The sequence below is a fragment of the Zhongshania aliphaticivorans genome (genome assembly GCF_001586255.1).
GTDB lineage: Bacteria > Pseudomonadota > Gammaproteobacteria > Pseudomonadales > Spongiibacteraceae > Spongiibacter > Spongiibacter aliphaticivorans.
Window position 1 is genome coordinate 2405019 of sequence record NZ_CP014544.1, and the last position, 25561, is coordinate 2430579.

The following is a 25561-nucleotide window of genomic DNA, read 5'->3' on the forward strand; positions in this document are numbered from 1 at the left end:
GGCGAGGAATTATCACCCATCGCGACGCTCCCCAATGCCCCGTCGCTGAGAGTCCACCGCCGTTAATTGTTCAATAAAAAACAATAAGCGCCCCTCCATGCGGCTAGGCAAGGGCCACATTTGTATCTTTTTGCTAACGTCACGCAAAGCTCTGGCTGAAACGCTGCTTGGCGCATGTAATATCACCGGATGGCGCTGGCGCACCGCATCGCGTAAGTGCTGATCAAAAGGAATTGCACCCGTGTAAATCAAAGCGACCTCAATAAACTGCTGACACACGTTATTTAAAGTCTCAAAGACCTGCCGCCCCTCCGCTTCGTCTGCCACCATATTAGCCAGTATCCGAAATCGGCTGCGACCAAAATCCCTATTTAATAATTTAATCATGGCGTAAGCGTCAGTTATCGAGCTCGGCTCATTACAGACCACCAATAACACCTCGTGGGCTGCGCTGACAAAATTTACCACCGAGTCAGAAATCCCCGCCGCAGTATCAACAATTAAAACATCCAGCTGCTCGGCGATCTCGCTGAACGCCCGAATCAAGCCCACATGTTCAAGGCTAGACAGCATGGTTAAACGCCGTGTGCCGGACGAAGCAGGAATAATTTTAATGCCCGCCGGCCCCGTTAACATTACCTCTTGCAGCGAGCAGCGCCCATCGAGAACATCCTCGATGGTTTTGGTACTACGCAAACCCAACAATACGTCGATATTCGCCAAACCAAAGTCGGCATCAAGTATTACCACTCGCTTACCCGCCTCAGCGAGCGCGACACTGAGATTAATAGCGACATTGGTTTTACCTACCCCGCCCTTGCCGCCACTGACGGCAATCACCTGCACCGGCCGGGAATTCACCCGTTCACCTGCGCAGCGCTAATACTATGCTCGCGCCAAGGCATACCGGGCAGACGCCGAGAATAATCACCAATTTGCTCTACATTACACATTGCCATAATCTTTTTAAGCAAACGCAGATCAACACTGTGCACATCAACTAAAAGCACGAGGCGGCCTGAATCAACATAGGACTGAAAATGTGCCAAATCTGGATTGTTTTCGGTCAAGCCAACAAAGCCACCTTCCCACGCGCCAAAACACAAAAAGCTCAGCGGTAGCGAATAAAAAAGTATTTCGCGCGCTAAACCGTCGTTCAAATTAAAGGCGGACACAAAGATCATTACCAATAGACAGCCAAGCAGAAACCCCCAGAATCCACCACGCCAAGCTCGACCATAAAGATTGCTGAGTAGCAGTTCGGAGGCCACTGGCACGCCCATACGCTGCACATCGGCGACGTGCTTACTGACCACACACCAACGCCAGCCAGACAAATGAGGCTGATCCAGCATATCGGCAACTTCCCTAAGTTTGGCCGGGGTTTTACTTAAGAATATGAGGCGGTGCTTCATTAAATCGTCCTGATCTCATCGCAAAGATTGTAAGCGTTCAGCGGGGCTAACGACTTCTGTCAATCGTATGCCAAGCTTATCTTCTACCACCACAACTTCCCCTCTGGCGACCAAGGTACCGTTAACCAGAACATCGAGCGGCTCACCCGCCTGGCGATCCAACTCTACAATAGCACCCTGATGCAACTGTAATAACTCTCGGATTGGCATATCCGCGCCGCCCACTTCGAGGGTAATGCGCACCGGAATATCGAGCACCATTTCCAGATCTGGAGCAGCTGGCTTGCGGTCTTGCAGCCGCGCTCCCGCATGTTGAAACGCGCTGGTCGTCTGAAACCCCTCGCGGGCTTGATCATTACCCGACGCGCCCGCCCCGCCCCGATCGGCGGCTTCAATCTCTTCTTTGAGGGCCCGGCGCTGCCTGCGCAGCTCATCTTGATTATCCACGAGCAATATCTCTAAGCAGGTTTATCATTTTAACTACGCCCTTCGGTCAATAATTTTGAGGGCTAGTTGGCCATTAGCCACGCCCAAGCTTGCCGTGGCCATTTCAACGCCACTGGCCTTTAATACTGAACGTTGACCAGCGCCCAGTGGAATAATATCGCCCACTTTCATGCTTGCCACTTCTCGTAAACTCAATATCGGCTCCGCAATCGTACATCGAGTGGCAACGCGTAAATCCAGCAAGGAGTCACGCAGAGCGGCTTGCCAATAGGGGTCTTCTACCGCTTGGTCAGCACTTTCTTTCTTACTCAGCTGATCTCGTACCGGCTCCAGCATTAATTGCGGCAATGTAATATGAAATTCACCGCCACCGCCGCCTTCGAGTTCAATTTGAAACCGACACAAAACCACGGTTTCGGACTGCCCGGCAATGGCCGCCATAGCGGGATTCACTTCCATGGCAAGCCCTTCGCACTGCACGTCTTTGAACAAAGCCCAAGCCTGCTGGTAATCGCCGAGCGCACGCCGCACCAAACGCGCAAGCACTCGGCGCTCAACCGGACTAAAGTCGCGACCATCGGCGCTGCCCTGGCCACCGCTGCCACCAAAAAATATATCAACCAATCTAAAGACTAAGCGCGCGTCAAACACCAACATTGCCGCCCCTTTCAGCGGGTGGACACGCATCAAGTTTAAACTGGTCGGCACATAGAGCGAATGCAAATACTCGCTGTACGGTAGAAATTGCAGATCGAGGGCGACAACATCCACCCCTTGACCCAAAACATCAGAAATACTGTCGCGAAAGCGCTCCGCAAACCGTTTATTAAGCTGCTCCAGACCGGGCAAGCGGCGCTTTTTCGGCTGCCGTCGACTGGCCAAATCAAACGACCGCGGTGGCGTCGCAGCATCTTCTGCGCGAACATCTTGGGCCTGCACATTGGCCAGCAGGGCATCAATCTCTGCCTGCGATAGCAAGTCTTTAACCATATAAAAACACAACCGTTAGCGCTGAACATGAATCATCAACACCAATGAATGCAAGGGACGAGCCAATTATTTTTATATAAAATCAATCACTTAGAAAAGTCATTACTGTCAACTAATTGACAGTAGCACTGAATTAGCCAGTAAATTGCTCAATATTAAACGTGAGCAAGCCATTTATTAAGCGAGGCCATAGCCTCTTCAAAACTGCGCTGGGTATTGCCAAAATCTTGCTCTATACCACTGAAACTCGCATCGCGACCACGCAATTCTAAACCGCGAAACTGCTGCGATAGCCCCACCGCCCCCAGTGTGGCCGCGCCACCTTTTAAACTATGAGCTGTCTGGCGCAGCGTTTCTGCATCGCGCCGCTCTATCGCTTGCGCTACTTGCAGTAAACGCTCACGAGTATCTTCCTCAAATTCACTAATTAGAATATGAAGGTCGGCGTCCATAAACTCGCGCAATTCATCTAATAAACTCAAATCCAAGGCATTCATATTTGCATCATCCATGTTGTTTATTGCCCAGTTGCGCACTAATTTCTGCGTCTACAAGCTCAGAATACATCTATTTTACGCGCATCAAGTATTATTTCACCCACTGCCGCCATCTGCTTCGCAATGCTAACTATCTCGGCTCGCGCCGATTCAATTTCTGTGGGGCTAAAGCGCGAGCCAAGGGCGGCGATCGCCGCCACCTTATCCGCTGACAAACTTCCAAGCAGTTGCTTGCGCAACTCAGCACCAGTGCCTCGCAAGGCCGGGGCCAAAACTTCGGGGGCGAGCTGAGCAAGGAGTATTGTTAAATCTCGCGGCGCCATATTAGCAATTTGGGCAAAGCCAAACATGAGTTCCTCAACCCTCGCGGCACTTTCCGGCTGGGCATAACGAAGTCCGTTTAACAGCGTACTTTCCGTCCCAACATCCATTTCATTGAGCAATTTCGCCGCCATCGAGTCGCCTTGCAAGGCTCTGCCAACAGGGCGACCGAGGTCGCTGAAATACTGCTCCAACAACCACTCCAACTCTTCCAAAGCAGCGGGAGTAAGTGACTTAAGAGCCGATAAGCGCGCTAAAACATCAACGCGCTTTGCCTCGTCAAAGGCAAGCAACACCTCACTCGCCAAGCGAGGTTCCAAGCAGGCAACAACCACCGTCTGAATCTGGGGGTGCTCGCGGCGAATAATACCCGCGATAGTAGTGGCGTCTAACCACTTCAATTTTGCGATATGCTTTGCCTGACCATGAAAGGCCAGCCTATCGCTCATCAACTTAGCCCGCTCCTCCCCCAGCGCCTCCTTAAGCAGACTCGATACCGCGTCACTAACACCCACTTTAACGCCAGAAAAATCGGTCACATCCCGATGAAAACGACGCAAAATAGTCAAGAAATCGGCATTGTTTGGCGCAGACATCATTGTCATGGCCTCGACCACTCTATGTAAATCGCGAGGCACCATAGCGCGCATAACCGCAGCCGCATCAGCCTTATCTAAGGACATCAACAGTGCGGCCGCCTGCTCTGTACTCGATAGCGTCACACTTGCGGAATTTACCATGCGCGCACAAACCTCGCAGAACACGCTAGTGACATTACGCCCCCTTGCCAGGCCATATTATTGCCGCTCATCATTTAGCCACGCACTTAACACCCCAGCAACACGCCCCGGCTCCTGCTTAGCAATCGCCTTCAAAGCCGACAGTTGCTCTTGATAATCATCGGCATCTTGCGTTTTCAGCAACTCACGGCTGCGCTGGCGACGCCAAAGCCACAAAACCAATAGCACAAAGGAAACGGCTACCACCCCTACAACTACTCGCCAAGCAAATACCTTATCACCTATTCGTAAACCGCTAACGCCCCTAGCACCGGTTGGCGCGAAGCTATGAAACTGAACTACAATTTTGTCACCCCGCGCTGAGTTTAGCGCGAGCCCGGACCACAATATTTCCCGCAAACTTTGCGCTAAGGCACTATCCATTTCAGGGCGATTAATCAATAACGTGACCTGCCTAGCACCCGGTCTAACATCATTTATATTAACGATAAGGCGAAAATCCGCCTCTGCCACAAAGGGCTCTATTAGTTGCTGGGATTGGCGCTGAAGCTGAATTTCACGCAGACTTACCTCGTCGGCAAGCTTATTTTGATCGACATACTGTAGCTGCCCTGCACTGAGCAACTGCGGCCAAACCGTCTGCGCAATCAAGCCACAGCCAATAAGCAGCAAGGCAATGAGCATTGCCTTCATTAAGTTGCCCACTAAACCCTTTTCAAACACAGTGCACTCCACCTCACCCCGCAAAGCCATAGTCAAATATTTGACGGATCGATAAATCCGATCAATTAGCAGCCTAAATTCGTCATATTATTGACAGCTGCGCAGGAGTAGCAAGCAAAACCCGCCACGCCAAACGTATGATGTTGAAAACAATGCAGAAAGCGGGCCAGCAGCTGAGTGCGACCCGTAAGTGATGAAAAAATCTAAATGGCAGGCGTAAACAACTGGCCTCAGAGCTGCGTGATCTCGATATAGTCACTTCGTGATGACAGCGGCACGCCACCAGAATCGATGGTTTGACTAGAGTCGAAACCATATTCTTTGCGTTCACCCGTACGGTCGATGGTGAGGTTGGCAAAATCAAATAACTCGGTATCGGCCATTTGCGAGGGCGCAATATTTTGCATAGACGAGAAAATTTTCTCTATGCGACTGCCGTCCTGTTTTTCCCAATCCAGCAGCATTTTACGAATATTCTGGCGCTGCAAATTCTCCTGTGAGCCACAGAGATTACAGGGAATAATGGGAAACTCTTTGTACTGCGAGAACGCTTCAATATCTGACTCGCGGCAGTAAGCTAGCGGCCGAATCACAATATTGCGCTTGTCGTCTGACAGCAGTTTGGGGGGCATACCCGACAGCCGCGAGCCATAGAACATATTCAAAAACAGGGTTTGCACGATATCGTCTTTGTGATGTCCCAGTGCGATTTTAGTCGCGCCGATTTCTTCCGCAAAGGCATACAGGGTGCCACGGCGCAGACGCGAACACAGCCCACAGGTGGTTTTACCTTCAGGGATCTTTTGCTTAACAATCGAGTAGGTGTCTTTATTGACGATGTAATACTCAATACCCAAGGCGTCAAGATACTCAGGCAGAATATGCTCGGGATAGAACGGCTGTTTCTGATCCATATTGACCGCCACCAGCTCAAACTTTACCGGCGCGCTCTTTTGCAAATTCATTAAGATATCCAGCATGGTATAGCTGTCTTTGCCACCAGACAGGCACACCATCACCCGATCGCCCTCTTCGATCATTTTATAGTCTTCAATCGCTTGCCCCGCATGGCGACGCAGGCGTTTTTGCAATTTATTGAACTCTAGCTTTGGCAAACTGGACATAGCACTTAAAATCAATCGGGGCTGGGGCTGCGCATTATATAGAAACCATGGATATGCGGCTACAAAGTAGCCAATGGAAAGACCAAGAAACCATAAGTAGCACTCATATCGGCAATCTAAATCAGCGAAAATCCGGCGTTTTTAGCACTCGCAACGGCTCAGCACTGGCAATCCTAGGCCGAGATGACTATCATTAGGCCGCCAAAATCTGCTGGCACGAGGTGTATTGGACACGGCCAGACCCCGGCACGGGTGCATGTCGGACTGTGTAATCCACATCCGATCGCACCCGCTCACAAATCAGCCACTCATTCAGAAAGGGAATCGCCCAATGAAACAACCAGTTCGCGTCACCGTTACCGGTGCAGCCGGCCAAATTGGCTACGCTTTACTTTTCCGCATCGCCTCTGGCGCTATGCTGGGCGACGATCAGCCCGTTATTTTACACCTACTCGACATCACTCCAGCCATGGACGCCCTGCAAGGCGTGCGCATGGAACTGGAAGATTGCGCCTTCCCATTATTGGCTGGCGTAGTTTGCACCGACGATCCAAATGTTGGCTTTAAAGATGCCGACTACGCCCTGCTGGTTGGCGCACGTCCACGTGGCCCAGGCATGGAGCGTAAAGACTTGCTTGAAGCTAACGCGGCAATCTTCTCTGTTCAAGGTAAAGCCATTGACCAGAATGCCAGCAAGAACATCAAAGTATTGGTTGTTGGCAACCCCGCTAACACCAACGCCCTGATCGCCCAGCGCAACGCGCCGTCTATCAGCCCACGCAACTTCACTGCCATGACGCGCTTGGATCACAACCGCGCCATGACTCAGATTGCCATCAAAACCGGCAAAACTGTGAACGACGTGACCAACATGACCATTTGGGGCAACCACTCTGCTACTCAGTACCCAGACCTGTTCAACGCCAAGGTCTCTGGCCAGACTGCAAGTGACTTGGTTGACCAAGCGTGGCTCGAAGGCGATTTCATCCCGACTGTTCAGCAGCGCGGTGCAGCAATCATCAAAGCCCGTGGCGCTTCTTCTGCTGCTTCTGCGGCTAACGCTGCAATCGGTCACGTGCGCAGCTGGGCACTGGGCACCGAAGGCGACGACTGGGTTTCTATGGGTGTTTACAGTGACGGCAGCTACGGCATTGCCGAAGGCCTGATCTACTCATTCCCTTGCCGCTGCAAAGATGGCGAGTGGGAAATTGTTCAAGGTCTTGAAGTTAACGACTTCAGCCGCGCAAAAATGCAAGCTTCTGAGCAAGAACTGGCCGAAGAGCGCGACGGCGTAAAACACTTACTTCCTTAATATTTAAGGTAGTTAAGTTTAAAAAAACCGCGACATTGTTCGCGGTTTTTTTATGTAACACGTAAACCAGCCCGCCGCTTGGCATTCAAGCCAGTCAGCTTAGCCAGCCCCGCTCAGCCTTCATCAGCCAAAGACAGCAATTTAGCCGCTTTAGGCTTTTCTAGCGAACTTGCCGGACCCGGCTTTGTTGGCGATGCATCTGCAGACCGCCCAGCAATACGCTCAAGCTGCTCGCCCAAGTTAGCTGGCAGGGACCACCGCGGTATGCGGCCTTCTATTGGCGTACCGGAAGTCATGTCCATTTCAAAAGCTTTGCCGTCTTTGAGGTAGGCCTCCACCACGATCGCCGAACTATTGGGACGATAACCCTGCTGCAATGCATCAGGCAGGGCAGACATTGACGGATACACTTTATTAACGACCAGCTCAAATTGCGAACCATCTGCGCGCGACACTGAAATCACCATATCCTTCTTTAGTTTCTCCTGGGCTGCAGGTGGAAAATAGAGGTAGGCTCGCAGCTGATTTTTATCTACGATTTCAACGGCTGGCTCGCCCGCCCGCAACACATCGCCCTGGGACACCGGCACTCGCGCCACAGTGCCTGCCTTGGGCGCACGCAATTCCAATGCCGCCAGCTGGTCCTCAATAGAGGTCCGCAATTGGGTCAATGCCGCGAGGCGTTCCGACAATTCCGGCGCGTCACTTGGCCCGCGACTATTGCGCAAACCAGCAAGCTGGCTTCGGGTGGATGCCAATTCCGCCTCAACTCGGCGATATTCCGCCCACGTTTTATTGTGCTGATTCTGGAGCTGATCGAGATTACCCCGCTGGGATGCCCCCGCATCAACCAGTTCACGCAGCGCATTCAGCTGCTGGGTTTCTTGGAAATATTGTGACTCCAAATATTCCATTTCTGCCTGCAAAGAAGAAAGTTGCGCGGTTAGCTGCGACTCATTGCCCGAGCTCGTTACCGAGCGTTGCTCTAAATCACTTTGCAAACGCGCTATATCTGCTTCGTTTTTCGCGAGCGATTGTACTAAAGCAGGTGAACTAAGCGTGGCCAGCAACTGCCCCTCTTCGACTGTATCCGAGGGCGACACCAGTATTTCTTTAATCGACACCGTATCTGAGGGTGCAACATTATATTGCGTACCATTGATCACACCATCAGCCGAAAACCAAAAGAAATTTAGGTACACAAAGCGCATGGCGATATAGGCAATGCCCAGCAAAATAGCGAAATACATCCAACGCCCCCACTGAGGTTTGCGCGGCTGCGCCACCTCAAGTGCGGCCGTGGTCTGGGTGCTGGCGGCAGTGTGCCACTGGCGCCAAGGACGTGCCTGCACCGAGCTGCCCGGTTGCTGCCCATAAATAGTGGGCTCCCTTCTCTCCGGAACAATTTTACTTGGATAACGCTTGTTATCGGCGTCATCATTAAATTCGTTATTAATCAGTTTATTTACCATGGATCGTACATCCTTGATTGTTTCTGAATATGTTCTGGCACATAAGACTCGCGATATGAGGTGCGCAAAAAATACTCATCGGCGTACGCGATAAGCCGCACAACTCTCAAATAAAAGCCCATAAAAAGACCATACAAGGGAATGTATGGAAACATTTTTAAATCGAGCCAAGGTCGCTCACTTAATGCCAACGCAACAAAGAAATGCAGGTAATTAATTGCCGTATACAGCATTAAAACAACCAGCATCAACGGATAAAAAATGTCATTGTGATTTAGGTATAACCAGCCAAGATAAATAGGAAACGTAATACTTAGCGCCAGCTGATAGAGCACCGTATCGATATTTGCGATTAAGTTACGCACATCAAACGGCCGCCGAAACGGGTTAAACAACCAGCCGTATTTGCGCACATGAAAACGAATCATGCTGCGATTCCAGCGCAGTTGTTGCCGATAGTAAGGCCACCACGCATCCGGCGCATCTGTCATGCACATGGCCTCTGGGGCAAAGGCAACATCGCCACCCGCAACTCGGGCTTTTACCGTTACATCGCCATCCTCACCCGGACCCGTTTCCCAACCGCCCGTCGCGATCAGCGTTGAACGCCGCAACGCGCCAAATGCACCAGAAACAATAAATAAAATACCCAGCATGGCCGACACCCGGCGCCCCACACCGATTCCGAACACGTACTGCATAGCTTGTAGACGGGTAAGTAGATTGGCGTCAGCATTGCGCACCCGCAAATTACCCGCCACGGCAGCCACCTCGGGGCGATAGAACTCCACCAGTAAATGCCAAATGGAATCGCTGTCAAAGGTGGAGTCGGCATCACAAATCACCACATACTCACCCCGCGCCGCATTTAGTGCGAAGTTCGCCGCCGAGGATTTACCACCGCGCATTCGGTGTTCGAAATAGCGCACCCAACCGCGATTGGCCAACATGCGCCCTACCTCACCCATACCATCAGTGGAACCATCATTGACCACCACAATTTCCATATTGGGGTAGCTTTGCTCTCGCAGCGACAACACCGTCGTTTCCAAGGTGTCTCGTTCGTTGTAGCCCGGTAGTAATACCGTCACCAGCGGCGGATTAATTTGTAAGCGCTGACGAAATTGCCTTTTTGCCTCGGGCTCCGGCCGCAACGCCTGGTAGAGAGCAAACACTTCGGTCAGCACAAAACGCGGTACCGACAGCAGCAGAAAAGGCCATAACAACATAACTAAATGCAGGGGCGACAAACTAAATAGCATAGCCAAACTGGCTTCCACGTAGCCGACAATACTATTAATTAAATCGTACATAGCGGACCCTCCCAGCATAACGTTTCAAGCTTAGGCATAATGCTTTCACCCTCACTTGCACGCCGCGCGGCCCAGCGGTTTAGCGCCGCTGACAGTAATGATCTCGACCTTTAGGCCCGCGCGAAGGTATACGTAGTCTTTTATTTTATTGGGAGAAGGTAGAACTTCAGAATCGCTGGCCGGCAGTAGAATTAAAAACTCAGCGTCACTGGTATTCACCACAACGTCTGACTCCCGCAATACTTCTCGTAATACATCCCGTGTTTGAGTGAGCAAGTCCTGTAAGCTCTGGGCAGAAATATCTTTGTCGTGAAGTAAATTGGCTTTGTAGATTGTCATGGCGCGTCCGTCTTGCTGAGCCAGCTCAACAACCTTCAGTGCCAGTGCTTTGCTGTAGTCCTTGTCTAAATCCTCTCCGTTTGAGGATAAATCTAAGTCATCTTCGCTATCGCCTGCCAAAACGGGCACCGGCCCCCAGCGGCCATTCCGAGCAACATTGACGCCGCTTTGGGCGATGACATAAGTATTGATATTGACCGGAACTAAATCTGCAGGCGAATGATATTGATCGCAGTTGGAACACCACGCTGCCAAATCAGGGTCCGCCGCCCAAAAATTGCACTGACGGCAAATTGAGAATCGGCCGGGGCGGTTATATTCCACACCGATATGGCGAATTGCAGAGAAGCACTTAGGGCACTGTTTGGCACCGTCTACGTTAAAGTCAGACTCTGGCCCAACATGGCCGCAACGAAAATGATGAATAGACTCCTCAACACCGAGATGGGTAGATTTACACTCCGGGCACAACTCCTTTACCGGCACCTGATAGCCGCGACATGAAGGACAGGTGAACAGCCGGTCGACGTGCCGCGCATCCAGTAAGCCTCGCGCACTGAGATCCTGCAATACCGATTGGGTCTCCAATACATCGCAATGTAGCAAGCCTTCCGCCAGCGGGAAGCCATAGGCAATCGGACTTTGTGCATCTACCCCAGACTCAATATCACGCCCACGGGTATACATAAATTGCAGCATGGTGAGGGCTGTGTCACGAGGTGAGCGCGGCAAGCGCTCAATATGTGCAGCTAAGGTTGCGAGCGTTGCTGCCGTGCTGCTTAAATCATCTTCACGCGGGTGTGGCGGCAGCACAATATCCGCCAGCTGCATAATATTCGCGCTTAATTTAGAACCTTCCAATCCGACCACAGCTATAGGTCGCAGTGCGGTAAAGCCTTCGCGCTGCTCAATCAACAAACGCTCTATTTTGCGATGATCGTAGCCCACAATCACCAGTGGCAGCTGCGCGACATCCTTGTCACCCAAGGCTGCCAAAGGCTCCCCTAATACCGACTTAATTGCTACTGCTTCGTCAGTACCTCGCTCAAATTCCTTGAGTTCCAGTATCTGGTAATGCTTAAGCCGACCCTCGCTTTGGCCGCGCGTCGTTCGCTTGCTTAGAGAAAGATCCATGACAAAATACCTTGTTCTGGTTCAAATTTCACAGGCCTGCGATATCGTCGCAAGCTCCATAGGGCGCACACAGGGTGTAGCTGCTTTCAGCGTCAGCCTCACGACCGTAATTGCGTAAAAACTCCGGGTCTAATAGCCCCCACGCGAGCGCATTTTGAATCCACTGCCCGCGCTTTTCCCACACATCGGCAACTGCATTCCAAAATACCGTCTCTTGCATGTCGACTTCCCACGGCTCCGGTGCCCGACCAGAACCCGGCGATTTAGCCCGGCGCTTAAGCTGCGAGAGCAAGGTCGCTTGCTGGCGCATAAATTCCTGAGACTGATTAAGTCGGGCCACTGACGCTGCCCACTGATCACGAAGTTTCACGAGGGCACGCTGACTATTTCGAATTGCCGCATTCGCCGCCAAACTTGCGGCATGGGATTGATACTCAGCAGCACGGCGCTGATGATACTGACGGCTACCAAGAGGAATGTTCAATTGAACACCATACTGAGGCCCGCTATCCGTCGACGCTGCGTCGCTGTTAAGCCCACTCCTACTGCGCTCCTGTTCAACATAACCGCCGAATACCGTCAGGGCCATGCCGTTGCCCCGCAGCGACTGCGCTTCCTCACCGTAGGCCAGCGACTCTGAGCGCAGCATCTGCGCTTGAAGATCTTGGTTTGCTAATTTATCAATGTCGCCAGCGCTCGGCGGTGCCAGTGGCAACACCGAAAAGTCCCCCGGCGGACTAGGTATATTGGGAATAAGTCGTGAGATCGCATCGAGTTTATTTTTCACTTCACTGTGTAAAATAATGGCCTCAGCCACTTTCACAGGCGTCGCCTTGGTGATTTCAGGCATCGCGGCGCTTTCTGACAGCTTCAGTTTTCGCTTGGCATTTTCCACTCCGGCCAGCGCATTACTCAAGGCCTCGCGACGATAACGAGAAGTCCATGCCGTTACCGCATCTTCCATAAAATTCACTGTCGCTTGATTGGCTTTAATTTCCAATTCGTACTCCGCGCTTTTAACTCTGGCCTCAGCACCATCAACCGCCGAGCCGCGGCGAGCCAGCAAACGCATTAAGTCCAGCGACACCCGCGCGTCAGAATATGCTTCCAATGCACTCGCACCACTCTCCAGCTCAGAACCAGCGCTGTCTGAAAAGCGGGTATGACTGATACTTAAATTCAGGCCAATATCGCCTTTTTCGGCGTAATAAAGCTCACGCTCAGCTTCAACCAAAGATGACTGTGCCACCATCTCTGGGGAAGACTTGGCGATCTCGCTAAGTTTATTAAGAAACACCGCCCATTGTGCTGCCGTCTGGGGCTCACTCATTGACTGTTGCGGCGCCACTTCCTGCGCTGTTGCTGCACTGATAACAGTGCTCAATGTAGCGGCCACCAAGAGTGATCGGCTTCCAGTTACTTTCTTCATCTAATACCGCTCCCTTTGCTAAAATTGTTTTGTCTAACCTCGGCGCTACAGATGCCTCCCTTCTATCGGGGAAACTAATCTGGTAGCAAGGCGGCACCGGAAATTCATTTTCCTTTGGAATAATTTTCCACCTCTAATCTCCAACACGGCGCGATACCTAGGGCAGGATCAACAAATGCCACCCAGATGCCATCGCGCTGCCCCTACGATGGCAAGCACTATGCCAAAACGCTGAAAGGCTTATGCCCCGTGGAGCCTTGCGCGTATCACTCAAAACCCCAGACACGACCACCCCCACAATCGTTGCTAATGTGTTACAGAAAACGCCAATAAAACACCTAAGGCATTGTTTTTATTTATAAATATGCTGTCGCCTAATAACGACACACGCCTAGTAGCAGCTTATTTATACGGGGAATTCAAAACGCAAACGCGATCTTTTCGGCAACTAGAATCGTCGACGCTGACTATAAAGTGAGCCCGATTTTTGCATTACTTTTGCAATGCACACTGAATTGCATCACTGCGTCATCAGCAATGAAAATCCATCCACGTTTAATCAAAATACAAAGAGCTGACCGTGAAACTACAACGCCGACAACTTTCATATGACACATCACAATCCTTAGAACAGCAGGCTGCCTGGCAAGTACCACTGAGTGAGCTAATTCAGGCTCTCGATGCAGAAATTCATTTTTTTCGACATCAAACAGAATTACTAACGCGGCACCCACCCCCGCGACCGCGAGCTAACTTTCCCTGCAAAAGCCCCTCGCAAGTTTTGTCGGCAGGCGACTGGGCAAGACTAAACCCACTGGCGCAACAACGACTTTATCTGGCTGAAAAGCAAATGGCCTTTGCGAGGGCGAAACTGGCCCGCGTTATCGCCGACATCAATACCTACAACGCTAAGACCGATGCCGATGGCTTAGTGTCGAGCCTATTGACGTTTCGGCGCATGCGACAGCACGCCGACGAATTGATACAGCGCCAAGTACGAGCCAGTCGCCACTTAGATATCACCCAGCGGCATCTCGAAGCAGAGCTTGTGTGGATCCGGCGACACGGGATTCAACAAACGGAAAGTACTGCAGATTATGGCGTTGAAAATGCGGCGCTATTACAAGTTTCAAAAGATCGACAGCACGCAATTTTAAAAAATTTTAAACAAACAGAACTAGCGCTGCGCGAGGATATCCGCGGCCAAATAGAAAATATCGACCGCAATATTACTGTTCGGGTGAATCACCGCAACCTGGACGACGCAATTAGTGACCGTCAATTTAAAGCCCAAATTCGGCGTTTAAAAAAACAATTCAACACAAACTAAAGTGCCGCCCGAGCTTAAACACGTACTTTACCGTTGCTATTCGGCAACAAAATCCTGCCCTTACCTGGCTTATTCAGTCAGCCGATTTCTGCAACACCGCGGCCACGGGGAATTTGCAGAGATTGGCATATCACTTGCCACACACCGCACCGTCATCCCAATAACGCATTGACTCAACTGCAGCTAATGCAACAACAACGTCAACAGCAAACTGAGAGGTTTATTTATGTGTGGACTGGTAGGTGCGATCGCTAATCGCGATGTTATACCCGTTTTAGTCGACGGCTTACGCAATCTTGAGTATCGAGGTTACGACTCCGCAGGGGTCGCTACCCTCAACGGTGACGTGCTAAACAAACAGCGCGCTGTCGGCAAGGTCGAAATATTGGCGGGCCAACTCGCCGCCTCCGGCATGTCAGGTAGCATGGGCATAGGCCATACCCGCTGGGCCACCCATGGCTCGCCAGTCGAGCACAATGCCCACCCCCATGTTTCCACCGAAATGGTTGCGGTAGTACACAATGGCATAATTGAAAACTATCAGGCGCTGCGCACAGAACTAAGTAACTTGGGCTATGCCTTTGAGTCCCAAACCGATACCGAAGTCATTGCCCACCGCATTCACTTCCACCTAATGCAAAAGGGATCTTTGCTCGCCGCCGTGCAGGCCACCGTCCCGGAACTTGAGGGCGCATTTGCGATAGCAGCCATCAGCAGTGAAGAGCCAAGCCGGATGATCGCAGCTAGACTGGGTAGCCCACTCGTGGTGGGTATTGGCGACAAAGAAAATTTTGTCGCCTCAGATGTCACCGCCTTGCTTTCGGAAACGCGTCAATTCATTTACCTCGAAGAGGGCGACGTTGCCGACATTCGCAGTGATTCAGTTACGGTGTACAACCGCTACAATCGCCGTGCCGAGCGACCAATACAAACATCTACACTGGAGAAGCACGCTGCCAGCAAGGGTGATTACCCCCACTACATGCTTAAAGAAATTCATGAGCAAAGCACAGCGTTACGGCAAACACTGAGCACGGCATTATTTGAGGAGTCACTAAACGAGCGTTGTTTCGGCGACAATGCGGCAAGCTTACTCACCGGAATTGAGGCCGTGCAAATTTGCGCTTGTGGCACTAGTTATCACGCCGGCTTGGTAGGACGTCATCTAATAGAAACCGTGGCCAAGCGTTCGTGTTGGGTCGAACACGCCAGTGAATTTCGTTATCGCGACCCGGTAGTCCCTGCCAACACCTTGTTTGTAGTGTTATCTCAGTCTGGCGAAACCGCCGACACCCTCGCCGCACTGCGCTATGCCCGCACTGCAGGCTACGCCGCAAGCCTCGCGATCTGCAATGTAGCCAGTAGCTCACTGGTACGGGAAAGCGACCTCCATTTTCTTACCCAGGCTGGACCAGAAATTGGCGTCGCCTCTACCAAAGCCTTCACCACGCAATTATTGGCGCTCAACATCTTGGCCCTACTACTGGCTCGCCGCAATGGTATGGACGCCATTACCGAAGCAGCAATCACGGCCCACTCGCTGAAAAAAGCCTGCTTTGCAGTGGAATCGGTGCTGTCGCTGGACGACCAAATTCGCGATGTTGCCACGCAAATTGTGGACAAACATCACGCTTTATTTTTAGGCCGCGGTGCCATGTACCCCATCGCTTTAGAAGGCGCGCTCAAGCTCAAGGAAATTTCCTATATACATGCTGAAGCCTATCCCGGCGGCGAGCTTAAACACGGACCTCTGGCCCTTGTTGACCATGAAATGCCTGTTATTGCCGCCGCCCCTGGCAACAAGCTGTTTGCCAAAATTCAAGCAAATCTACAAGAAGTAGAAGCTCGCGGCGGCCAACTCTTTGTGTTTACCGACAAACCAGACAGTTTCACCTCTAATGATCGCTGCCAAGTTATTACTATGCCCAGTGTGGACGAAATCCTTGCGCCGCTGGTGTACACCATTCCCCTACAGCTACTGGCCTACCATGTGGCCGTAATACGGGGCAACAACGTAGATCAACCACGTAATTTAGCTAAGTCGGTCACCGTCGAATAGGAGGTCAACATGGTGAAGACTAAGACCTGCGCGGCACTGTTAAGCATTACGCTAAACTTCAACGTTGCTGTATTTGCTAGCGCGCCAAGTAACGCCGTCTCAGGGCCTGATTTTAGCGGCCACGCTGCCTGGGTCTACGATAGCCTCAATGTGCCGGGCCAAGCTCGGCAACTGCAAGCCGGGTTTTTCATTGATGCCATCAACGACTACAACACCCAGGCCGATCGCAAGCACCAGATTAGTAGCATTTACAGCTACCACGCCAGCATGGAGATGTACTGTAGAGGTGGCGCCCACAACTGCAGCCCGGCCAATCTTAAACTCAGTTTTGCCAGCCCTCAGCACCCCCTTGGCAAGCACGCTGAGAAAAGCAGCGTCGCCCGCTACCGCCACGGCGTAAAAGCCCGCGACGGCCATCAGCCCGTGAAAGCAGTCGCAATTATTGACGGCGTCGTTAACGGTCAATACCAAGGCAGTTTAAAAGGCCTTAACGAACTACCTCAACGATTGGCCGAGGGGTTTGCCGACAAGGTCAGCGCAGCAATATGCGCTGACGCTAACATAGATGGCGTGCAATTTGACCTTGAACCCCTGAACCTAGAAAGCCATAACGGTCAGTACTTTTTCTACCGCCGTATTGCGGAAAATTTCGCCGGTAAGCGCGACATGGGCGGCATTAATTGCGTCACCAGTAGCCACCCGGCGGGCCGGTTCTTCTCCGTGTTCGCACCGACGCGAGCACTGCGTCCCGGCAGTGGCAGTGCCGCCAATATGCATCAGATTACTAACAGCCACCGCAATGGCTATATGATTGCGCCAATTTACGACCTGGACGGCAGTCCGCTGGGACACGCCACCCCCGTCGCAGATTACCAACAAATGGCCCGACGGCAGTTACAGCAGCTTAACAGCTGGGCAACACAAGCGCGGGTGCCTTTTAAAATAGGGGTTCCCGCCGCGGCATCGGTGCACGAATATGTACGCTGCGCGGGCCCGCCCTGCAAAAACCAGGGCGCCGCACCCGACTCCCAGTTAGCGTATGTGCAAGCCCTTATGACGGCGCTGAGTGCGACCGGGGTGCGTGACAACACCCTATTTCACGGCAACGTTATCTGGGCTTGGAGCCGTGGTATTAGTCACGGTGGCGCCAGCTTCATGCCCGAGGCTCCCCCCACTGAGGTGCTCAGCTATCTCATCAAAAACCTGTGAGATAGCGCCGCAAAAGTATGTCGCTATCGAACCAGTTGGCCATTTCAGAGTCATAACCACATTGGCGAGCTTAGCCACTGGCCTGCCCTAACGGCGAACAATTGGAATGAGGTTGCAAAAACTCCGAATCAAAAGGCGCCGTTATGACAATATTTTTTGTTCACGAATCAACCGATCAGCCAACATCAAAGGGGAGCGATGTGGCCACATTCTCTTTGCCATTACGCAGTGCACTGACGCGCTGGCGGCCCACACCTTACTTCTCTTTCTACCCCCGGTCGCTAACCCAGCTCATGTCGGCGGGACTCCTTGGCTTAGTTCTCCTGCTGGTTGCCGCATTGGCCATTGCTGGGCTTTATGTTGAAAAAGCGACGTCTAAGGGCCAGCAGGCCGTAATATTTTCCACTGAGGCAGTACGGCACAGCCTAACACTATCGGAACTACTAAAAGACATGGAGCGCAGCGCCCGCATCTATCAGGTGTTAGGGAATGAAAGTCTATTGGCAAATTATGCGCAGCTTCGTCAAAAACTAAACGACACCGCTGCTGAACTGGTCACATTAGAGTTTGATTCCAAAATAAAAAACACCATCAGCATGCTTCTGCAAAAAGAAAAGCAGGTTTTTGCTGAGCTTGCCACCAATGGCCCCGGCGCCGATCAAGCCGCCAACACTGTCGAGATCTTTGCAGAACTTCGCGACATTGCGGCAACCTTAATCGCCCATAACAGCCTGTCGATTGAAACCCGCGTTAAGGAGATGAAAGACACGGCAGCCAAAACTCGGCGAACACTTTTCTGGGAGGCCGGAGTCGCCTTAGCACTGGTGATTGCTACCGCGCTTTGGATTATTCCCCCCCTGTCGCGCTATATCCGCGACCTCGACCAAAGTCTTGTACAAATTGGTAATGGCAATCTCGATAAGCATATTTCATTAAAAGGACCAAAAGATATTCGCGAGCTCGGCGCACGCCTAGAGTGGCTGCGCCAACAACTACAGCAACTTGAAAGTCGAAAGCAGCACTTCTTGCAACATTTCTCTCACGAACTAAAAACGCCCCTCGCCAGCCTGCGCGAAGGTACGAGTCTGCTTTCTGAGGGTGTCATGGGCGAACTCAATAATGACCAGCGAGAAATCGCCGTCATCCTCCAGCGCAACTGTCTAAATTTACAGCAACAGATCGACGACTTACTCACATACAGCGTGTCAATGCAGCCATTCCAAAGCTTCAATTACCAAAAACTGCAGCTCGATGAACAAATTTTAGGGGTCACTAGGGAACAACAACTGCAAATTCGTGCCAAAGACATATCGCTAATAACAGCACTCGACAAAGTTTCGATCTACGCAGATACCGCGCAGATCACCACAGTGCTAGATAATTTGATATCCAATGCGGTGAAGTTTTCGCCAAGCGGCGGCCGCATTAACATCGAGTTACGCACAGACGGGCAGTGGGCAGTTATAGATGTCGCCGACGAAGGCCCCGGAATTTCAGATTCAGAGCACGACCGCATTTTTGAGGCGTTTTACAAATCGCCATCGACAATGAACGAGAACGCCGAAGGCTCTGGACTGGGACTATCCATAGCGAAACAATATAGCAACGCACACGGTGGAAACATTGAAGTCATCAATACTCATAAAGGGGCTAGATTGCGTCTTACACTACCTCGCGAGCCGCAGCACGGCTAAACGCTGGCCTGTGTTAGCACCGCTGCTTGCCATCGCACTGCTGGGTTCAGGCTGTGCCATGAACGGCACATCCGCCTTCAACCTTGGCATGACAAACACCGCTGGTGGTAAGGCCTTCCCTCGCACTGAACTCGGCTTACTCGCCTTTTCCAACTATATTAGCAATGTCTCCGGCAGCCAATTAGACGCCGAACTCAATCTGGCCGAAAAAAATTATCGCGCCAAGCGCGATGACTACAACATGCTGTGGCTAGCCATTGTATTGATGCAACCTCATGCCGCGCCGGCCAGCAATCAAATGGCCGTGCGGCTGCTGCGGGACTATGTGAACCGCAGTAAAACCGCCGCAGATTATCGGTTTGACCGCCTAATAGACGAAACCGGCAGCTACGATACCTTGGCAGAATTTCTGTTAAATAGCACCGCTCAGCGCCAGCGTCTCCTTGCTGACAATGCGACTTTACGTCAGAAAATTGAAAAGCTAATGCTAATCGAAAGCAGCCTAAACTACCCCCAAGTACAAACTCACATCGGCGCTAAATAACGCGCGGGGAAAACACCATGGTATTCATTTCAAAATAGTAACGGAGATATTATGTCGAGAATAATGGTAGTTGATGACAATGCGGATATTCTCCACCTGCTCAAGCTCCGCTTACAATCAGCGGGCCATCAGGTCGAAACCGCCGAAAGCGGCGAACATGCTCTCGCGTATATTCCGAACTTTCAACCCCAGTTAGTGATTACCGATTTGTGCATGGACGGGATGGATGGCATGGCGCTATTTGAAAAGCTCAAATTCAATCAGCCTTCGCTGCCAGTCATCGTTATCACCGCTCACGGCTCCATACCTCATGCGATCAAAGCGACTAAACAAGGCGTGTTCAGTTATGTTACAAAGCCTTTCGACAGCAATGCCTTACTCGCAGAAGTTAGCCGTGCACTCGCCTTGTCTTGCAGCGACGAAAGCGAGACCGAGGGTAATAGCTCACCTTTTGCTGAAATTGTCACCCGCAACTCAAGCGTATTGGAAACCCTGCAGCAGGCCAAAATGGTTGCCGCGAGCGAAGCCAGTGTCTTAATTCAAAGTGAAAGCGGCACCGGCAAGGAGCTATTAGCGCGCGCCATACACCGCGCGAGTCCTCGAGCAAACAAACCTTTTATCGCCCTGAATTGCTGTTCGGTACCCAGCTCCCTTTTGGAGTCCGAGCTGTTCGGTCACGTTAAGGGCGCGTTTACCGGCGCCACCCGCGATCATCAAGGCCTTGTACTCGCCGCAGACGGCGGCACTTTGTTCCTCGATGAAATAGGCGATATGCCACTGGATTTTCAAGCAAAGCTCTTACGTGTGTTACAAGAGCGAGAAGTTCGCCCTGTTGGTGCTACCGCCTCTATTCCATTTAATGTTCGAATAATTTGCGCAACGCACCACGACCTGGAAAAGTTGGTAGAAGACGGTACATTCCGTCAGGATTTATATTACCGTTTACATGTTGTGCAATTAGAACTACCGCCACTGCGCAGCCGCCGTGATGATATTCCTTTGCTCTCTCAATACTTTCTTGAACAACTTTCGAATGAGCGCCGTAAAAAGCATTTTTCCTCTGAGGCCATGGAAACACTGGCCTCGGCATCTTGGCCGGGCAATATTCGCCAACTGCGCAATGTTGTGGAACAAACCATGGTGCTTTCTCACACCGCCGTCATTCCAGTCTCGCTAGTTAAAAAGGCCCTAAAACAAGACGAGAGTAATATCGTGTCCTTCGTCGACGCTCGAGATCATTTTGAACGCGACTATTTAGTTGAGGTACTGCAAGTCACCGGTGGCAACGTTACTCAAGCCGCCCAGTTAGCCAAACGCAACCGTACCGAGTTTTACCGCCTACTTCGGCGCCATCACCTCGACCCGCATAGCTTTAGAGGCCAAGCGGGGGATTTTACGCCCAGCGGCCAAAGTGCAGCAGACAAATCAATTCAGCCTAAGCAGCTATAACTCCAAAAGCATTCGCCAAGTTGAAATCGGGCGCCCACTCATCTCGATCTGAGGGGCACTAACTGTGCCCCTGATCACCTACGTGGTGAATGCTATTCGCGCCAAACGCACAACACTCACAACAAGCGCCATGCCAAATGCGTAAGCACTCCCCACTAGAGCAGAGTAACTGCGCCCCAGTGTCGCTTATCTAGAACAACAGCGAATCGGTAAACTCTGGGAATTAAAATCCTGCGCGCCATGCCACCAAGCACTCCCAAGGCCGTTATCTTTAGGGGCTTCCCCGCAGGTTTCATCAAGCCCCATTGGCCCTCGACCGATTTCCCCCCAATGCTCGCCCTGTTCGGACTAGGTATAAGTGTTGGATTTCAGCAACAAAATCACCTCTCTCTACTTGGCGCCTGCTAACAACAACTCATAAGCAATTGATTTTAAATAATTTATTTTATGGCACAGCAATTGCGCTAGTCCTCCTCATCAACCCCGCTGAGCTGAAGATGTGCAAATCATTAAGCCTGCCAGTGACAGATACAACGACACGGAGGAGCAACAATGGAAGAAAAAAACAATGCCCCAATAATCGTTCTTGGTGGCGACGGTTACTTAGGATGGCCCCTAGCCCTTAGACTGGCGCGGCAGCACCGTGATCGAAAAATCATCATCGCCGACAATCTGTCGAGACGACGCCTCGTAAAAAGTCTTGGCGCTGATAGCCTAATTCCAATTTCCAGCCCCAGCTCACGCTTAGCGGCCAGCCGCAGTATATATGGCGTAACCAACCTGGAATTTTTACATTTAGATGTTAATAGCGAAGCACTTACGACGCTGATTCGAGCGCGCCAACCTGTCGCAATTTACCACCTCGCCCAACAGTGTTCCGCTCCCCTGTCTATGCGTAGTCGCGAAGACGCCCTCATGACGCTAAGAAATAATGAAGAAGGCAATATGCGCTTGCTCTGGGCGGTCAAAGACCATGTACCTAACTGCCATATCATCAAGCTGGGCACGTTTGGCGAATACGCCAAATCTGGCTTAGATATCGCCGAAGGGTATTTTCGGCCAAGTTACAACGGTAAAACGGCACAGCGCCCGGTGCCTTACCCTCGGCAGTCCGACGATATTTATCACGCGTCTAAAATCAACGACACCAATTATATTTCCATTGCCTGCCGGATTTGGGGACTGCGTATAACCGACGTAATGCAATCAACCATATTTGGCGCATGGACAAGCGACATCGCCGAGCATGCATCCCTTTATACGCGCTTAGACTACGACGAATTTTATGGCACCGTGGTGAATCGTTTCCTTACACAGGCACTGTGTGGCCAAGCACTTACGGTATACGGCAGCGGCCACCAGCGCACCGGGCTGATGTCGCTTAACGATTCCGTAAGCTCCATGGCCGAGCTTTGGCAGCAGACGCCAGACAAAAACGAACACCGAGTAATTAATCACCTCACCGAAGAATCCTTTTCGATTAACGAGCTGGCCGACACCATCAGAGATTTAGTGAAAGATGAAGGTTTTCCGGTTGAAATTCAGCGTGGCCGCTTTGACCCACGGGGGGAAAATGAACCCAGTAAACTTGACTATACGGTAGAGCGTCGCCACGTCGAACGTCGCGGGCAGCAAGAAGGTCTCGCCGAGGTCGTCGCCAAAACCTTAGGGATGCTGCTGCCCTATAAAAATAATATCAATACCACGCAATTACAGCCCAGCCACCGCTGGCAGCAACAGGCAAAAGCGGCCAAGACTGCCTCTGGTGACGTAGTACCACTCATCACCACACCCCAGAGCGATGATGATGAAGGGCGCTGGCAGCGCTTTCAACAAACGGAATTCGCCTATGACCACATTAATTTAAACCCTGGCACCCTCGGTAGCCCTGCGGCCTCAGTACTACGCGCCCAGCGCGAATTCGAAACCAGTGACATTATGGCTTTCCCGGTAGGCCAATACGGCGAAGGTCGCAAAGCCTTATTAGCGGCAGTGACAAGCGCCAACGACTTGTGGCCAAACCGCGAACACCAATTACAGATTAGTGCCGGTGCCTCCCAGTGCTCTAACATACTGGCCTTGAATTTGGTTCGTATGTGCAATGCCAAGCAACGCAAACTAAAAGTGCTTACCACACCCCACGAACATATTGGCGGCACCGGCGCTTTTGAGCGGCTCCCCGAGTTCGAGGTCACCTACCTCAGCCCAGATCAACTGAATCACTACGATCAGTTTATCGAGGCCGTGGACACGCTGCGGCCAGACGTGGCGTTCTTTTCGCATATTGCCTACGACAACGCGCATATATTCCCGGTGTGCGATTGGGGGCGCGCCGTAAAAGAGCGTATACCGACGTGTTGGGTACTTTACGATGTCTCCCAGTCCTTGGGGCTCATGGCGCCCCCATTAGATTACGCAGACGTGGTGTTTGGCAGCTGTCACAAATGGCTATTTGGCCCTCGCGGCAGCGGCCTAATGTGGACAAGCCCAGCGTTTCGCGAGCAGTCCGGCGGTTTAAACTGGTCAGGCCTGCCGCTAATCGACGATGCGAGCTCAGTGGGCTTTTCTCCCGCCGGCGGCATGGACTTCTCAATTTTCGCCGGTGTCGGCGCCGCGCTGGATCTGCACCGCAAAATCGGCGAAGCCAATATTCGTCAGCGCTGCCGCTATCTGGCCAGCAAGCTGCGACAAGGACTAGACGCCTTATTGTTAAGCTACAATATTGAGCATCGCTTTCTGAACAAGCAATACGCCCTCAGCTGTGAAGCCGGCGTACTTACCGTGGCGTTCAAGGACTACGACCCCTATCCGCTATATCACGCAATGAATCAACGCGGGGTGCACTGCAAGTGTATAAAAGACACCTGCAAACGAGGCGAGGCGCGCCAGCTATTGCGTTTTGGCGTCCCGTTTTACGAAACCGAAGCGCGGCTTGAATACGCATTATCGGTCATGGACGAGTGCATTCGCTGGGTCAACCTAGCGGGGGGGCGCGTAGTTGCAGGCCAGCGCAGCCCTGCTGGTTAATACAAACCGGTGCCGCTCCGTTCGCCACCATAGTCCCGAGCAGCCCCCTAAGGGGCTGCAGCCGCAGGTATGCCAACACAATGGATTGCTTCCCCCGTGTTTTTCGGCAACAAAAACTGGGGGACGCTATCGTTACCTGCGCTCACGTCAGGACTTTGACCACCGCTGTTTCGGCCGTCACCGGCAACAGTGACCGTGTATAATGCCCCCACTTACAACGGTGACACGAACGCCCAAATAGCTTATCTTGGCGCACGTGTTTTCACCGAAACCTTTCAGTATTTCTCGCGAACGTAGGATAAAAAAGCATGAATGTCTCAGATGCCATCGCGGCACGTCGCTCAATTCGCGGCTTTAAACCAGACCCGGTTGCCCCAGAGTTACTCGAAAAAATCTTTGCCACCGCCAGTTTGGCGCCATCCAACTGCAATACCCAGCCCTGGCACACCGTCGTTGTATCTGGGCAGGCAAGAAAAGACCTTCAAGCCGCGATTTTTGCTGAAATCGGCGCAGGTAAAACACCCTCTCCAACCTTTATTCCCGGCGACCAGAATTTAGCGGGTGTGTACAAAGAGCGTCAATACGAGTGCGCTTTTGGCTACTACGGAACCATGGGTATTGAGCGTCACGAAAAAGACAAGCGCTTTGCGCTGATGATGAAAAACTGGGAGTTTTTTGACGCCCCCCACGCGGCCTTTATTTCTATGCCCAGCACAATGGGTCCGGTCAATGCGGTGGATATTGGCATTTACCTGCAAACCCTAATGCTGGTATTAGTTGAACACGGTTTAGCGAGCTGCCCCCAGGGCGCACTGGCGCTCTACCCCGATGAAGTGCATAAAATAGCCAACATACCTGAAGGCAACGCAATTATCTGTGGTTTGTCCTTTGGCTATGAAGACGTTGGTGCCCGTATCAATGACGTTATCATGGACCGCGCTCCGCTTGCCGAGACAGTAGAGTTTATTAGCTAAACTTACATAGCGTAACGCA

Annotated in this window: 21 protein-coding genes; 9 read left to right on the forward strand and 12 right to left on the reverse strand. The window is 51.8% G+C overall.

Annotated elements, in window-relative coordinates:
- Positions 1–12 precede the first annotated feature (12 nt).
- The 8 genes from AZF00_RS10680 to ttcA form a co-directional block, all read right to left on the reverse strand.
- Positions 13–861, reverse strand: a complete 849-nt coding sequence (locus AZF00_RS10680) for a MinD/ParA family ATP-binding protein (RefSeq protein ID WP_008249575.1) — start codon at positions 859–861, stop codon at positions 13–15.
- The gene (locus AZF00_RS10685) at positions 858–1415 is read right to left on the reverse strand and encodes a hypothetical protein (RefSeq protein WP_008249574.1); all 558 of its coding nucleotides are present in this window, start codon (positions 1413–1415) and stop codon (positions 858–860) included. The genes AZF00_RS10680 and AZF00_RS10685 overlap by 4 nt, the downstream gene beginning before the upstream one ends.
- Before the next feature lie 15 nt (positions 1416–1430).
- Complete coding sequence (gene fliN, locus AZF00_RS19605; RefSeq protein WP_008249573.1) at positions 1431–1862, reverse strand: flagellar motor switch protein FliN; 432 nt, start codon at positions 1860–1862, stop codon at positions 1431–1433.
- 33 nt (positions 1863–1895) lie between these two features.
- On the reverse strand, positions 1896–2852 hold the full coding sequence (gene fliM, locus AZF00_RS10695; protein WP_008249572.1) for a flagellar motor switch protein FliM: 957 nt from the start codon (positions 2850–2852) through the stop codon (positions 1896–1898).
- 155 nt (positions 2853–3007) lie between these two features.
- Entirely contained in the window at positions 3008–3364 is a 357-nt protein-coding gene (locus AZF00_RS10700) for an Hpt domain-containing protein (RefSeq protein WP_008249571.1), read from the reverse strand.
- Positions 3365–3408: 44 nt separating this feature from the next.
- Entirely contained in the window at positions 3409–4410 is a 1002-nt protein-coding gene (locus AZF00_RS10705; protein ID WP_008249569.1) for a FliG C-terminal domain-containing protein, read from the reverse strand.
- Positions 4411–4467: 57 nt separating this feature from the next.
- Positions 4468–5133, reverse strand: a complete 666-nt coding sequence (locus AZF00_RS10710) for a hypothetical protein (protein WP_008249568.1) — start codon at positions 5131–5133, stop codon at positions 4468–4470.
- 230 nt (positions 5134–5363) lie between these two features.
- Positions 5364–6257, reverse strand: coding sequence for a tRNA 2-thiocytidine(32) synthetase TtcA (gene ttcA, locus AZF00_RS10715; RefSeq protein WP_008249567.1), 894 nt, complete (start codon positions 6255–6257; stop codon positions 5364–5366).
- Positions 6258–6588: 331 nt separating this feature from the next.
- Between ttcA and AZF00_RS10720 the strand changes: the two genes are divergently transcribed.
- Positions 6589–7569, forward strand: a complete 981-nt coding sequence (locus tag AZF00_RS10720; protein ID WP_008249566.1) for a malate dehydrogenase — start codon at positions 6589–6591, stop codon at positions 7567–7569.
- Positions 7570–7682: 113 nt separating this feature from the next.
- Here the strand turns inward: AZF00_RS10720 and AZF00_RS10725 are convergent, their stop codons facing one another.
- The 4 genes from AZF00_RS10725 to AZF00_RS10740 are packed head-to-tail and all read right to left on the reverse strand — an operon-like array spanning position 7683 to position 13256.
- Complete coding sequence (locus AZF00_RS10725; protein ID WP_008249554.1) at positions 7683–9041, reverse strand: HlyD family secretion protein; 1359 nt, start codon at positions 9039–9041, stop codon at positions 7683–7685.
- Positions 9035–10354: a glycosyltransferase family 2 protein gene (locus AZF00_RS10730; RefSeq protein WP_008249552.1), complete on the reverse strand. Its 1320-nt coding sequence runs from the start codon at positions 10352–10354 to the stop codon at positions 9035–9037. The genes AZF00_RS10725 and AZF00_RS10730 overlap by 7 nt, the downstream gene beginning before the upstream one ends.
- A 51-nt stretch (positions 10355–10405) precedes the next feature.
- The gene (locus AZF00_RS10735; protein ID WP_008249551.1) at positions 10406–11827 is read right to left on the reverse strand and encodes a TackOD1 domain-containing metal-binding protein; all 1422 of its coding nucleotides are present in this window, start codon (positions 11825–11827) and stop codon (positions 10406–10408) included.
- 28 nt (positions 11828–11855) lie between these two features.
- A complete protein-coding gene (locus tag AZF00_RS10740) occupies positions 11856–13256 on the reverse strand; it encodes a TolC family protein (RefSeq protein WP_008249549.1) in 1401 nt (466 codons plus the stop codon).
- Between the two features lie 580 nt (positions 13257–13836).
- Here AZF00_RS10740 and AZF00_RS10745 point away from each other — a divergent pair.
- From AZF00_RS10745 to AZF00_RS10780, 8 genes are all read left to right on the forward strand, one after another.
- Positions 13837–14586, forward strand: a complete 750-nt coding sequence (locus AZF00_RS10745) for a hypothetical protein (RefSeq protein WP_008249547.1) — start codon at positions 13837–13839, stop codon at positions 14584–14586.
- 226 nt (positions 14587–14812) lie between these two features.
- Positions 14813–16645 carry a glutamine--fructose-6-phosphate transaminase (isomerizing) gene (gene glmS, locus AZF00_RS10750; RefSeq protein ID WP_008249544.1) on the forward strand — a complete coding sequence of 611 codons (1833 nt, stop codon included), beginning with the start codon at positions 14813–14815 and terminating at the stop codon, positions 16643–16645.
- 9 nt (positions 16646–16654) lie between these two features.
- The gene (locus tag AZF00_RS10755) at positions 16655–17854 is read left to right on the forward strand and encodes a hypothetical protein (RefSeq protein WP_008249543.1); all 1200 of its coding nucleotides are present in this window, start codon (positions 16655–16657) and stop codon (positions 17852–17854) included.
- A 143-nt stretch (positions 17855–17997) separates the two neighbouring features.
- The gene (locus tag AZF00_RS10760; protein WP_008249542.1) at positions 17998–19548 is read left to right on the forward strand and encodes a HAMP domain-containing sensor histidine kinase; all 1551 of its coding nucleotides are present in this window, start codon (positions 17998–18000) and stop codon (positions 19546–19548) included.
- Positions 19549–19606: 58 nt separating this feature from the next.
- A complete protein-coding gene (locus AZF00_RS10765) occupies positions 19607–20092 on the forward strand; it encodes a hypothetical protein (protein WP_156474859.1) in 486 nt (161 codons plus the stop codon).
- 51 nt (positions 20093–20143) lie between these two features.
- Entirely contained in the window at positions 20144–21541 is a 1398-nt protein-coding gene (locus tag AZF00_RS10770; protein WP_062383772.1) for a sigma 54-interacting transcriptional regulator, read from the forward strand.
- A gap of 552 nt (positions 21542–22093) precedes the next feature.
- Positions 22094–24568 (forward strand): aminotransferase class V-fold PLP-dependent enzyme, encoded by a 2475-nt coding sequence (locus AZF00_RS10775; RefSeq protein WP_062383774.1) that lies wholly within the window; start codon positions 22094–22096, stop codon positions 24566–24568.
- A gap of 308 nt (positions 24569–24876) precedes the next feature.
- On the forward strand, positions 24877–25542 hold the full coding sequence (locus tag AZF00_RS10780; protein ID WP_008249537.1) for a nitroreductase: 666 nt from the start codon (positions 24877–24879) through the stop codon (positions 25540–25542).
- The last annotated feature ends 19 nt before the right edge of the window (positions 25543–25561 follow it).

Bases quoted from the DNA above. Each gene is read 5' to 3' on its own strand.
- fliM (WP_008249572.1), bottom strand. From the start codon at position 2,852: ATGGTTAAAGACTTGCTATCGCAGGCAGAGATTGATGCCCTGCTGGCC.
- AZF00_RS10700 (WP_008249571.1), bottom strand. From the start codon at position 3,364: ATGGATGATGCAAATATGAATGCCTTGGATTTGAGTTTATTAGATGAA.
- AZF00_RS10730 (WP_008249552.1), bottom strand. From the start codon at position 10,354: ATGTACGATTTAATTAATAGTATTGTCGGCTACGTGGAAGCCAGTTTG.
- AZF00_RS10755 (WP_008249543.1), top strand. From the start codon at position 16,655: ATGGTGAAGACTAAGACCTGCGCGGCACTGTTAAGCATTACGCTAAAC.
- AZF00_RS10775 (WP_062383774.1), top strand. From the start codon at position 22,094: ATGGAAGAAAAAAACAATGCCCCAATAATCGTTCTTGGTGGCGACGGT.
- AZF00_RS10685 (WP_008249574.1), bottom strand. From the start codon at position 1,415: ATGAAGCACCGCCTCATATTCTTAAGTAAAACCCCGGCCAAACTTAGG.
- AZF00_RS10725 (WP_008249554.1), bottom strand. From the start codon at position 9,041: ATGGTAAATAAACTGATTAATAACGAATTTAATGATGACGCCGATAAC.
- AZF00_RS10740 (WP_008249549.1), bottom strand. From the start codon at position 13,256: ATGAAGAAAGTAACTGGAAGCCGATCACTCTTGGTGGCCGCTACATTG.
- AZF00_RS10705 (WP_008249569.1), bottom strand. From the start codon at position 4,410: ATGGTAAATTCCGCAAGTGTGACGCTATCGAGTACAGAGCAGGCGGCC.
- AZF00_RS10765 (WP_156474859.1), top strand. From the start codon at position 19,607: ATGAACGGCACATCCGCCTTCAACCTTGGCATGACAAACACCGCTGGT.
- AZF00_RS10720 (WP_008249566.1), top strand. From the start codon at position 6,589: ATGAAACAACCAGTTCGCGTCACCGTTACCGGTGCAGCCGGCCAAATT.
- ttcA (WP_008249567.1), bottom strand. From the start codon at position 6,257: ATGTCCAGTTTGCCAAAGCTAGAGTTCAATAAATTGCAAAAACGCCTG.
- AZF00_RS10735 (WP_008249551.1), bottom strand. From the start codon at position 11,827: ATGGATCTTTCTCTAAGCAAGCGAACGACGCGCGGCCAAAGCGAGGGT.
- AZF00_RS10760 (WP_008249542.1), top strand. From the start codon at position 17,998: ATGACAATATTTTTTGTTCACGAATCAACCGATCAGCCAACATCAAAG.
- glmS (WP_008249544.1), top strand. From the start codon at position 14,813: ATGTGTGGACTGGTAGGTGCGATCGCTAATCGCGATGTTATACCCGTT.
- AZF00_RS10780 (WP_008249537.1), top strand. From the start codon at position 24,877: ATGAATGTCTCAGATGCCATCGCGGCACGTCGCTCAATTCGCGGCTTT.
- AZF00_RS10770 (WP_062383772.1), top strand. From the start codon at position 20,144: ATGTCGAGAATAATGGTAGTTGATGACAATGCGGATATTCTCCACCTG.